10 protein-coding genes are annotated in these 10,833 nt (G+C 64.2%); 6 read left to right on the top strand and 4 right to left on the bottom strand.

Annotation, left to right across the window (positions count from 1 at the left end):
* Nucleotides 1-148: 148 nt before the first annotated feature.
* Nucleotides 149-631 carry a transcription elongation factor GreA gene (greA, locus tag RFM52_RS07580; protein WP_320294876.1) on the bottom strand — a complete coding sequence of 161 codons (483 nt, stop codon included), beginning with the start codon at nucleotides 629-631 and terminating at the stop codon, nucleotides 149-151.
* 106 nt (nucleotides 632-737) lie between these two features.
* Between greA and RFM52_RS07575 the strand changes: the two genes are divergently transcribed.
* Entirely contained in the window at nucleotides 738-2,114 is a 1,377-nt protein-coding gene (locus tag RFM52_RS07575; protein ID WP_320294875.1) for a TIGR03808 family TAT-translocated repetitive protein, read from the top strand.
* On the opposite strand, the gene RFM52_RS07570 is transcribed toward RFM52_RS07575, so the two are convergent.
* The 3 genes from RFM52_RS07570 to RFM52_RS07560 all read right to left on the bottom strand — a co-directional run bounded on the left by RFM52_RS07570 (nucleotide 2,111) and on the right by RFM52_RS07560 (nucleotide 5,239).
* Nucleotides 2,111-2,923, bottom strand: a complete 813-nt coding sequence (locus tag RFM52_RS07570; protein WP_320294874.1) for a class I SAM-dependent methyltransferase — start codon at nucleotides 2,921-2,923, stop codon at nucleotides 2,111-2,113. The two genes, RFM52_RS07575 and RFM52_RS07570, sit on opposite strands and share 4 nt — an antisense overlap.
* A gap of 96 nt (nucleotides 2,924-3,019) precedes the next feature.
* Nucleotides 3,020-4,024 carry an asparaginase gene (locus tag RFM52_RS07565; RefSeq protein ID WP_320294873.1) on the bottom strand — a complete coding sequence of 335 codons (1,005 nt, stop codon included), beginning with the start codon at nucleotides 4,022-4,024 and terminating at the stop codon, nucleotides 3,020-3,022.
* Nucleotides 4,025-4,072: 48 nt separating this feature from the next.
* Nucleotides 4,073-5,239 (bottom strand): acetyl-CoA acetyltransferase, encoded by a 1,167-nt coding sequence (locus RFM52_RS07560; RefSeq protein ID WP_320294872.1) that lies wholly within the window; start codon nucleotides 5,237-5,239, stop codon nucleotides 4,073-4,075.
* Between the two features lie 331 nt (nucleotides 5,240-5,570).
* Between RFM52_RS07560 and betI the strand changes: the two genes are divergently transcribed.
* Genes betI through betA form a run of 5 tightly spaced genes read left to right on the top strand, consistent with a single transcriptional unit; the run spans nucleotide 5,571 to nucleotide 10,833 of the window.
* Entirely contained in the window at nucleotides 5,571-6,161 is a 591-nt protein-coding gene (gene betI, locus RFM52_RS07555; RefSeq protein ID WP_320294871.1) for a choline-binding transcriptional repressor BetI, read from the top strand.
* Nucleotides 6,158-7,687 (top strand): choline-sulfatase, encoded by a 1,530-nt coding sequence (betC, locus tag RFM52_RS07550; RefSeq protein WP_320294870.1) that lies wholly within the window; start codon nucleotides 6,158-6,160, stop codon nucleotides 7,685-7,687. Before betI ends, betC begins: the two co-directional genes overlap by 4 nt.
* Nucleotides 7,684-8,688, top strand: a complete 1,005-nt coding sequence (locus tag RFM52_RS07545) for a threonine/serine dehydratase family protein (RefSeq protein ID WP_320294869.1) — start codon at nucleotides 7,684-7,686, stop codon at nucleotides 8,686-8,688. Before betC ends, RFM52_RS07545 begins: the two co-directional genes overlap by 4 nt.
* On the top strand, nucleotides 8,685-9,188 hold the full coding sequence (locus RFM52_RS07540; RefSeq protein ID WP_320294868.1) for a hypothetical protein: 504 nt from the start codon (nucleotides 8,685-8,687) through the stop codon (nucleotides 9,186-9,188). Before RFM52_RS07545 ends, RFM52_RS07540 begins: the two co-directional genes overlap by 4 nt.
* The gene (gene betA, locus RFM52_RS07535) at nucleotides 9,181-10,833 is read left to right on the top strand and encodes a choline dehydrogenase (protein ID WP_320294867.1); all 1,653 of its coding nucleotides are present in this window, start codon (nucleotides 9,181-9,183) and stop codon (nucleotides 10,831-10,833) included. Before RFM52_RS07540 ends, betA begins: the two co-directional genes overlap by 8 nt.

The following is a 10,833-nucleotide window of genomic DNA, read 5'->3' as shown; positions in this document are numbered from 1 at the left end:
ACGGCATGGATCCTCGGGTCTGCGCGCGTCGCTTCGCTCCTTGCTCCGCCCGTGGATGACGACCGCGATAGCGTCTCGGCCAATCGCCAAGGCATGGGATCTGCCCAACGCGCACCAGCCAATCGGTCAAAACTTCTGTGTTAAGGAACTAATTCTCGGCCTTGTCCGAGAGCTTGACGATTTCCCATTCCTTGCCGTTGACCTTGACGACCTCGCCGACCTTCTTGCCGAACAGGGCCACGGCCATCGGCGAGACATGGGAAATGCTGCCCTTCGACGGGTCGGCTTCGTCCTCGCCGACGATGCGCCAATGCACCTTCTTGCCGTCGTCGCCTTCCAGCGTAACACCCATGCCGAAGCGGACCACGTCGCTGCCTGGCTCCGGCACGGAAAGCTCGGCGTTCTCGCGCCGCGCGGTCCAGTAGCGTAGGTCGCGGGAGACCACCGCGATGCGCTCGCGGTCGCCCTTCCTCTCCGCCTTGCCCAGTATGTCGCGCAAGTCGGCGAGATTGTCCTCGATCATCGCAAGTCCGCGCTCCGTCACCAGATTGCGGTGCGTGCTAACTGGACGTTCGCCGACGCCGGCAATGGCGTTTTCGCTGTCTTCTTCGCGGGTGAAAGCTCTGCTCATGCGATGAACTTAGGCTTGGCGAGGCGACTGCACAAGCGGTTTGGAAATGAGCCCGCCTTGGCACGATTCCTGCGACAGACAGGGCGAAACGCCAGGACCTGTGCCGATGTTGAACAGACGAACGCTGCTTGCCCGGACCGCCGGCTTCGCCGCCGCCGGCCTCTTCGCCGGCAAGGCAGCGGCGAAATCGCTGCCGGGCATCGAAATGGCCGCCATGCGCGGCTCGATCAACGCCACGGAGATCGGCGTGCAGCCCGGCGCGGTCGACGACCAGAGCAAGGTCTTCGCCAAGATGCTGGCCGAGGCCAGCGATCGCGACCAGCCGGTGTTCCTGCCGCCCGGCACCTATCTCGTCTCGAACCTCAAGCTACCGGCCCGCATGCGGCTTTCGGGTGTGCCAGGCGCGACGCGCATCGTCTATGGCGGCAACGGCCACCTGATGATGGCCGAACAGGCCGAGCATATCGAGTTCAGCGGCCTGGTGTTCGACGGCGCCAACCGCTGGCTGGCCGATTACGCGCAAGGGCTGCTCGATCTGCGCCGCGTCTGCCATCTCGTCATCGACAATTGCCAGGTGACCGGCAGCGGCAAGAATGGGCTGGCGCTCGAGCATGCCGTCGGCCGCATCGGCCGGTGCGACATTTCCGGCGCGGCCGATGCCGGCATCTACTCCGTCGAGGCCGGCGGGCTGGAGATTTCCGGCAACAGCGTTTCGGACTGCGCCAATGGCGGCATCCTGGTGCATCGCTGGCAGGCGGCGGAGGACGGCACCATCGTCAGCGGCAACCGCGTGCAGCGCATCGGCGCGCGCAGCGGCGGTACCGGCCAGAATGGCAACGGCATCAACGCTTTCCGCGCCGGCAACGTTATCATCTCGGGCAACGTCGTTTCCGACTGCGCCTTCACTGCGATCCGCGCCAACAGCGCGAGCAATCTGCAGATTACCGGCAACACCTGCTCGCGCTCGGGCGAGACCGGGATCTATTCGGAATTCTCCTTCGAAGGCGCGATCCTCAGCAACAATCTGGTCGACGGCGCCGCTAACGGCATCTCGATCGTCAACTTCAACGAAGGCGGCCGCATGGCGGTCTGCTCGAACAACATCGTGCGCAACCTTTCGACCAGCGGTCCCTACACCGCGGACCCGCCCGGCTTTGGCGTCGGCATCAGCGCCGAGGCCGACACGACGGTCTCGGGCAATGTCGTCGAGAACGCGCCGCTCTACGGCATGCAGCTCGGCTGGGGCCCCTATCTGCGCAATGTCGTGGCGACCGGAAACATCATCCGCCAGGCCGGCACCGGCATCGTCGTTTCGGTCGTCGAAGGTTCCGGCACCGCGGTCATCTCGGACAACGTCATCGACGGCGCGAAAAACGGCGCCATCATCGGCCAGCGCTGGGCCGATCCGGTGACCGGCGATCTATCGCGGTCAACTGATACCGGCTATGCGCATCTCACTGTGGAGCGCAACAAGGTCAGTTAGGCCGCAGCGACGATGATGTGCGCCTGGATCTTGGCGGCAATTTCGCCACGGCCGTGCCTGTCGGCGATCATGGATTCGGCGTAGTCGGTCGCGGACGCCAATCGTCCCGGCTCCCTCGCCTCGATCTCGTTGCGAAGCAGGGTGCCCTGGCAGTAGGCGACCGCGGGAACGCGCGGCGAGGATGCGCGGCTCTGCTCGGCTATGGTGTCGATCGCCACGTCGGAGAAACCCGCGGCAGCCAGATCGTTACGGATCAGCGCCTTGTCGTGGTAGCCGTGCGGCGTACGCGCCAGGAAGCGCGGCGGATCGTGCGGAAAGATCCTGGCGAGAGCATTCGTCACGTCGTTGGCGAAGATATTCTCCTCGATGCGATCCCAGACACTGAACAGAAAATGTCCGCCGGGCTTCAGAACCCGCCTTGCCTCGCGATAGGCAGCGACGCGGTCGGGAAAGAACATGGCGCCGAACTGACAGCAGACGAGGTCGAAGGCCGCATCGTCGAAAGGCAGCTTCAGGGCATCCGCCTGGCGCCAAGCAATGCGGCTGTCGGGCCCCTGGCGCGAGGCCGCATAGTCGAGCATCGGCTGGTTGAGGTCGGTTACGGTGTAGCTGGCGCCAGGCGAGAGTTTCGACGCCAGGGCGCGGGTGACGGCCCCGGTGCCCGCGGCAGTTTCCAAAACAGCCAAGGGTGAGAAGGACGCCGCACGGCACGCGGTCTCGGCGGCATAGGCCTCGAAAATCAGCGGCACCATATGGCGATCGTAATTTTCCGGGATCGACCCGGCAAACACCTTGTCCGCTTCCAGCATGGCTACCCACCCGTCCGTTCGATGGTAGGGAGACTAGCACATAATTTTTTGTCTTGAGTTCACCCACGCGGCAGATGCGCGTCGGAAGTCGGCGTACTAGTTGAGCGCCGCCGTCGGCCGCAGCAAGCCGACCTTGGCGCCGATGCGGCTTTCGATTGCGGGATGGGCGAGTTCGGTAAGCTTTGCCGCAACCGCATCGTCGCCGCGCAGCAACTTTGCCAGCACCGCGGCGATCATCACCTCTGCCGCCCTGCCGGCGCCGTCATCGCATTTCAAGGCGATGCCGAGGCCAAGTTCGGGCAATGCCGCGCAATAGACGCCTTCGGCGCCGGTCTTGACGAAGATGCGGCCGGGAGCGGCCTGCATCAGCGCGACATCGGCCTTGCCGGTGCCGGCGACCAGGAACGGCTCGGCCATGCAAGCCGAGAGCAGCCGCTTCGCGGCCTTGGCGCGCTCGGGGGCAAAGCCCCTGCCCGTCGCCATGCGGGCAAAGCCTCGGGCGAAGCTCTTCAGCGGCACGGCGTAGGTCGGGATCGAGCAGCCGTCTATGCCGCTGTTGTCGACGCCGTGCGCCGTGCCGGTCACGGCTTGCATCGCGTCACGCACCATCTCCTGCTGCGCATGACCCGCCTTGACATAGCCAGCGTGCGCGATGCCGGCGTGGACGCAGGTGCAAAGGAAGCCAGAATGCTTGCCGGAGCAATTGTTGTGCAAAGCGTTGGGAACGCCGCCGGCGCGGGCGAGCGCAATGGTGGCATCGTGGCTCGAGGGCCAATGCGCGCCGCATTCGAGCGCGGTCTTGTCGAGGCCGGCCTTGGCGAGCATCGCCGTCGCCAGTTCGACATGGGCGGGCTCGCCCGAATGCGAGGCGCAGGCCAGCGCAAGTTCGCGGTCGCCGAAACCATAGGCGTCGGCAGCACCCGATTCGACCAGCGGCAAGGCCTGGATGGCTTTGACCGCGGAGCGCGGGACGACCGGGCGGTCCGTGTCGCCGATCTCCCAGACGGCCTTGCCGTCGGCGTCGACGACGCAAACCGGGCCGCGGTGCGCGCTTTCCACCACCGCGCCGCGCGTGACTTCGACCAGAACCGGATTTGTCATATTGCCTCCCGCGCGCGCCCAGAGGGCGCGCCTTAATGCGGGCCGCTTCTATCTGATCCGGTCGAGGATGGAAACGTAGTTGGCGACCGCCGCGCCGCCCATGTTGAAGATACCACCGAGCTTGGCCCCCGGCACCTGGATGCCGCCGGCTTCGCCGGTCAGTTGCATGGCGGTCAGCACATGCATCGACACGCCGGTGGCGCCGATCGGGTGGCCCTTGGCCTTCAGGCCGCCGGATGGGTTGACCGGCAGGCGACCGTCCTTGGCCGTCGTGCCGTCCAGCGCCAGCTTGGCACCCTCGCCGGGCTTGGCCAGACCCATCGCCTCATATTCGATCAATTCGGCGATGGTGAAGCAGTCATGCGTCTCGACGAAGGAGAGGTCGTCGAGCGTGACGCCGGCCTTCTTCAGCGCTTGCTCCCAGGCGCGCTCGCACCCCTCGAAGGAGAGGATATCGCGCTTGGACATCGGCAGGAAGTCCTGCACATGCTCATTGGCGCGGAAGGTCACGGCACGGCGCATCCTCAGCGCCGTCGCGGTGTCGGTGAGCACCAGCGCCGCGGCGCCGTCCGAGACCAGCGAGCAATCTGTGCGCTTCAGCGGACCGGCGACGAACGGATTCTTCTCGCTTTCCTGGCGGCAGAATTCGTAGCCGAAATCCTTGCGCATCTGCGCGTAGGGATTTTCGACGCCATTCCGGTGGTTCTTGGCCGCGATCATGGCCAGCGCATCCGACTGGTCGCCATAGCGTTGGAAATAGGCCTGCGCGATCTTGCCGAAGACGCCGGCGAAGCCTGCCGGCGTGTCGCCGTCTTCCGGCAGGTAGGATGCCTTGAGCAGGTTCTTGCCGATCTCGGGACCGGGCGTCGTCGTCATCTGCTCGGCGCCGACCACCAGCACGATGCGGGCGGCGTTGGCGTCGATGGCGCGGATGCCTTGCCGCACCGCTGCCGAGCCGGTGGCGCAGGCGTTCTCGACGCGCGTCGCCGGCTTGAAGCGCAGCCGGTCGTCGGCCTGCAGCACAAGGCTCGCGGTGAAATCCTGCGGCGAGAAGCCGGCGTTGAAATGGCCAAGCACGATCTCGTCGACATCGTCGGGGCCGATGCCGGCATGGTCGAGCGCCTCGACGGCAACCTTGGTGATCAGGCCCTCCAGCGTCTCGCCTTCGAGCTTGCCGAAGCGCGAATGCGCCCAGCCGACGATGCATGCGGTCATAACAGCCTCCATTTGCCGCCGAGCCTAGCGTATGCCGATCTTCAGGTGATGCCGGCCTGCGAATGTCGATTTCCTGCGCTTCCGGTGCTCACGTACTTAAGTACGCTCCGCTCCGGTTCTCGGAGATCGCCACTCTCGGCGCGGCCTGACCTGAACCTCAACACACGCTAGCACGTCTTGGTCGCGGCTCGCGATTCAATATTGTTCAATAGTGAACCGTTTTCCAGCCCAAGGCATGGGCCAGAACGACATGATCGGTTGATCCCAGCGTCGGTTTTTTATTGATTGACGCGTCAATAAAAAATAATCTCGCTGCGAACCGGATACCAAAATGCCAAAAATCGGAATGGAGCCAGTGCGCCGCAAGGCGCTGATCGACGCGACGATCTCGGCGATCGGCGAGCGCGGATCGCTGGATGTGACGATGTCGGAGATCGCGGGCCGCGCCGGCGTGTCGTCGGCGCTGGCGCATCACTATTTCGGCGCCAAGGACGAGCTGCTGTTCGCGACGATGCGCCATATCCTCGCCGAACTCAACACCGACACAAGGCGCGCGTTCAGCCTTGCCGCGACGCCGCGCCAGCGCGTTTCGGCCGTCGTCGCCGTCAGCTTTTCCGACGACCAGTTCCAGCCCCAGATCATCGCCGCCTGGCTCGCCTTCTATGTCGAGGCGCAGAAATCGACCGAGCTGCGGCGACTGCTGCGCATCTATGCGCGGCGGCTGCATTCGAACCTGATGAGCGGGCTGACCGGCATCCTGCCCCGGACCGAGGCCGACCGCGTGGCGGAAGCGACCGCGGCGCTGATCGACGGGCTCTATATCCGCCGCGCGCTGAAGGACGGCGTGCCGGACGCGCGGACCGCGATCGCGCTCGTGGAAGACTATCTCGAAACCAAGCTCAACGGACGGAGCCTGCCTTGACCACCCGGCGACCCAATTTCCTGATCGTCATGGTCGATCAGCTCAACGGCACGCTCTTCCCGGACGGTCCGGCCGAGTTCCTGCATGCGCCGCATCTGAAGGCGCTGGCCGCGCGCTCGGCGCGCTTCGCCAACAACTACACCGCTTCGCCTCTCTGCGCCCCGGGCCGCGCCTCGTTCATGAGCGGGCAACTGCCGTCACGCACGGGTGTCTATGACAACGCGGCCGAGTTCGCCTCGTCGATCCCGACCTTCGCCCATCACCTGCGCGGCGCCGGCTATTACACCTGCCTGTCGGGCAAGATGCATTTCGTCGGACCGGACCAATTGCATGGTTTCGAGGAACGGCTGACCACCGACATCTATCCAGCCGATTTTGGCTGGACGCCGGACTATCGCAAGCCCGGTGAGCGCATCGACTGGTGGTACCACAATCTGGGTTCGGTCACCGGCGCCGGCGTCGCCGAGACCACCAACCAGATGGAATATGATGACGAAGTCGTGTTCCTGGCGACGCAAAAGCTTTACCAGCTGTCGCGCGAGCAGGACGATGCGGACCGCCGACCCTGGTGCCTTACCGTTTCGCTGTCGCATCCGCACGACCCCTATGTGGCGCGCAAGCAGTATTGGGATCTTTACGAGAACTGCCAGGCGCTCGATCCGGAAACGCCGTTCATCCCGTATGATGAGCAGGATACGCATTCGCAGCGGCTCTACCGCGCCAGCGATTATGCGTCCTTCGATATTACCGATGAACAGGTACGCCGTTCGCGGCGCGGTTACTTCGCCAACATCTCCTATGTCGACGACAAGCTCGGCGAGCTTCTGGACGTTTTAAAGCGCACCCGCATGCTCGATGATACCATCATTCTGTTCTGCTCGGATCACGGTGACATGCTGGGCGAGCGTGGCCTGTGGTTCAAGATGAGCTTCTTCGAGGGCTCGGCGCGTGTGCCGCTGATGATCGCCGGCAGGGGCGTGCCGGCCGGGCCGATCGAGGCGCCGGTTTCCAATCTCGACGTGACGCCGACGCTCTGCGACCTCGCCGGCATCGACATTGCCGCGATCGAACCGTGGACGGACGGCCAGTCGCTGCTGCCGCTGCTCGACGGCAAGGCACGCACCGCACCGGTGCTGATCGAGTATGCCGCGGAAGGCTCTAACGCTCCGCTGGTCGCGATCCGCGACGGCAAATACAAGTTCGTCCATTGCGAGCTCGACGCCCCGCAGTTGTTCGATCTCGCAGCCGATCCGCTCGAACGCGACAACCTGGCCGACGATCCGGCGAACGCCGCCCTGGTCGCTGCGTTCATGGAAAAGGTCAGAGCCCGCTGGGACATGGCCGCTTTCGACGCGGCGGTCCGCGAAAGCCAGGCGCGCCGCTGGGTCGTCTATCCGGCGCTGCGCAACGGCGCCTATTACCCGTGGGATTTCCAGCCGCTGCAGAAGGCGTCGGAACGCTACATGCGCAATCACATGAACCTCGACAATCTCGAAGAGAGCAAACGGTATCCGAGAGGCGAATGATGGCAGACATTCTTGTCCCTACGCTTGATCATCTGAAGCAAGCCTATGCCGTCACCTCGACGGCCACGCAGGTGACGCCGCTGCTGGAGTCGGCGGCGTTGACCAAGGAGACCGGCGCGGCGCGTGTCTTCGTCAAGCCGGAGTCGCTGCAATGGGCCGGCTCCTTCAAGGTGCGCGGCGCCTATTGGCGGCTGAACCAGCTGTCGCCGGATGAGGCGAGAAAGGGCGTGGTGGCCTATTCCTCCGGCAATTTCGCGCAAGGGTTGGCGGCCGCAGGCCAGGCTCTGGGCATTCCGGTCACCATCGTCATGCCGATCGACGCGCCTGCCGCCAAGCGCGACGCGACGGCCGGTTATGGCGCGCGGGTGGTGCTGACCGATCATGGCGACCGCGCCCGCGAGGAGGTCGCCGCCGCGAAAGCGCGGGAGATCGCCGAGACCGAGCACCTCACCTTGCTGCATCCCTTCGACGATCCGGAGATCGTCGCCGGCCAGGCCGGCGCCGGACTGGAAGCACTCGACCAACTGGCAATGAAGAAGGCGCATGCCGACCTGGTGTTCTGCTCGGTCGGCGGCGGCGGACTGATCGGCGGCGTCTCGCTCGCCTTCCACTATGTGTCGCCGAAGACCGAAATCATCGCGGTCGAGCCGGAGGGGTTCAACGGCATGGGCTCATCGCTGGCGCATGGCGCGATCGAGACGATGCCGATCGGGCCGAAATCGATCTGCGATGGGCTGATGGCGCGCAAGCCCGGCGACGCGCCCTTCGCGGCGGTGAGTGCCGCCGGCGTGCGCGGCGTCACCGTCGACGATGCCTCGGTGCGACGCGCGATGAAGATCGCCTTCGAGCGGATGAAGCTGGTGCTCGAGCCGTCGGGCGCGGCCTCGCTGGCGGCGCTGCTCGGCGGCAAGGTGGATGTGAAGGGCAAGACTGTCCTTGTGGTAGCAACCGGCGGCAATGTCTCGCTCGCCGATTTTATGGCGCATATGAACAATGCTTGAAATTGATCGAAACGCCACGACGCGGAGGGACCATGTCTAATAGCGATGCCAGGGTCGAAGTCTTCGTCTTTTCGTCGGATAGCATAACCAACATCTGGGCTGGCTATGGCGCTAGGACGTGGGCTGTCCGAGCCGGTGATTCATCGGCAACTAAAGCCAAAATAACAAAGTCAGCCCGCTTTGCTCCGGGATCATTTGGGCTGCTTTATTGCAAGCCATGGAAGGCTTTCACTGTACCTTTCGTTTCGATCACTGCTCCAGACACTCAACGCAGCGAGAGAGAGATTTGGCACGATGAATGGATCTTGCCCTTCACTTTCGCTCCGCTTTCCGGCCCGACGGGCAGGCTTATGGGTGATGAACTCTATGATCTGTTGGAAGGCGTGGGAAACAACTTCTCGAACTATCTAAGCGTCCAAGGCAACTTCGATTTTCAACCTTCTTCGATCTTGAGGAAGGATTGGGAACTTATCATCCGGAAATTATCATCAGATGCTTGAAGCGGATTTCGTCATCATCGGTTCCGGCTCCGCCGGCTCGGCCCTGGCCTACCGGCTGTCGGAAGACGGCAAGAATTCGGTTATCGTCATCGAGTTCGGCGGCACCGATATGGGGCCGCTGATCCAGATGCCGTCGGCGCTGTCGATCCCGCTCAACATGAGCCTCTACGACTGGGGTTTCGCCAGCGAACCGGAGCCGCATCTCGGCGGACGCGTGCTTGCCACCCCGCGCGGCAAAGTGATCGGCGGCTCCTCCTCGATCAACGGCATGGTCTATGTGCGTGGTCATGCGCATGATTTCGACCACTGGGCCGAACAGGGCGCCGCCGGCTGGGGCTTCGCCGACGTGCTCCCCTATTTCAAGCGCATGGAGGATTCCGACGGCGGCGAGGACGGCTGGCGGGGCAGAAGCGGACCATTGCATGTGCAGCGCGGCTCGCGGAAAAATCCGCTCTACGGCGCCTTTGTCGAGGCGGGCCGCCAGGCCGGTTTCGAGCTCACCGACGATTATAACGGCTCGAAGCAGGAAGGTTTTGGGCCGATGGAGCAGACCATTCTGGGTGGCCGCCGCTGGTCGGCTGCGAATGCCTATCTGAGGCCGGCTCTCAAACGCAAGAATGTTAGCCTGCTCAAGGGTTTCGCGCGGCGCGTGGTGATCGAGAATCAACGAGCCGTCGGCGTCGAGATTGAAGCTAACAAAGAGATTCAGGTCGTTAAGGCGCGGCGTGAGGTGATCGTCGCGGCGTCGTCGATCAATTCACCGAAAATCCTGATGCTGTCCGGCATCGGCCCGGGCGCGCATCTGCAGGAGAACGGCATAAAGGTGATCGCCGACCGGCCGGGCGTCGGCGCCAATCTGCAGGATCATCTGGAACTCTACATCCAGCAGGAAGCGACCAAGCCGATCACGCTGAACTCTGTGCTCAATCCTTTCTCCAAGGCATTGATCGGCGCGCAGTGGCTGTTCTTCAAGACCGGGCTTGGTGCCACCAATCATTTCGAGGCGGCGGCCTTCGTGCGCTCTGCTGCCGGCGTCGACTACCCCGATATCCAGTATCATTTCATCCCGGCGGCGGTGCGCTATGACGGCAAGGCGGCGGCGAAGTCGCATGGCTTCCAGGCGCATGTCGGGCCGATGCGCTCCAAGTCGCGCGGCTCGGTGACGCTGCGCTCGCCCGACGCCCGCGCCAAGCCAGTGATCCGCTTCAACTACATGTCGCACCCCGACGACTGGAGCGAGTTCCGCCACTGCATCCGGCTGACGCGCGAGATCTTCGGCCAGAAGGCGTTCGACGGCTTTCGCGGCAAAGAGATTTCGCCGGGCAGCCATGTGCAGACCGACGACGAGCTCGACGCCTTCATCCGCGACCATGCCGAAAGCGCCTATCACCCCTGCGGCACCTGCAGGATGGGTCGCGCCGACGATCTCACAGCCGTCGTCGATCCCGAATGCCGGGTGATCGGCGTCGAAGGCTTGCGCGTCGCCGACTCCTCGATCTTCCCGCGGGTGACCAACGGCAATCTCAACGCGCCGTCGATCATGACCGGCGAGAAGGCCTCCGACCACATCCTGGGCCGCACGCCGCTGGCGCCATCCAACCAGGAACCGTGGATCAATCCGCGCTGGCAGGTGGCGGACCGATAG

It is taken from the genome of Mesorhizobium humile (assembly GCF_033977215.1).
In the GTDB taxonomy this organism is placed as follows: domain Bacteria; phylum Pseudomonadota; class Alphaproteobacteria; order Rhizobiales; family Rhizobiaceae; genus Mesorhizobium; species Mesorhizobium humile.
Note: the sequence above shows the minus strand (reverse complement) of the source record. Positions and strands in the feature narration are given on the sequence as shown.

Excerpts from the sequence above, each read along its gene's own strand:
- greA (WP_320294876.1), bottom strand. The coding sequence starts at position 631 with ATGAGCAGAGCTTTCACCCGCGAAGAAGACAGCGAAAACGCCATTGCC.
- RFM52_RS07575 (WP_320294875.1), top strand. The coding sequence starts at position 738 with ATGTTGAACAGACGAACGCTGCTTGCCCGGACCGCCGGCTTCGCCGCC.
- RFM52_RS07570 (WP_320294874.1), bottom strand. The coding sequence starts at position 2,923 with ATGCTGGAAGCGGACAAGGTGTTTGCCGGGTCGATCCCGGAAAATTAC.
- RFM52_RS07565 (WP_320294873.1), bottom strand. The coding sequence starts at position 4,024 with ATGACAAATCCGGTTCTGGTCGAAGTCACGCGCGGCGCGGTGGTGGAA.
- RFM52_RS07560 (WP_320294872.1), bottom strand. The coding sequence starts at position 5,239 with ATGACCGCATGCATCGTCGGCTGGGCGCATTCGCGCTTCGGCAAGCTC.
- betI (WP_320294871.1), top strand. The coding sequence starts at position 5,571 with ATGCCAAAAATCGGAATGGAGCCAGTGCGCCGCAAGGCGCTGATCGAC.
- RFM52_RS07545 (WP_320294869.1), top strand. The coding sequence starts at position 7,684 with ATGATGGCAGACATTCTTGTCCCTACGCTTGATCATCTGAAGCAAGCC.
- betA (WP_320294867.1), top strand. The coding sequence starts at position 9,181 with ATGCTTGAAGCGGATTTCGTCATCATCGGTTCCGGCTCCGCCGGCTCG.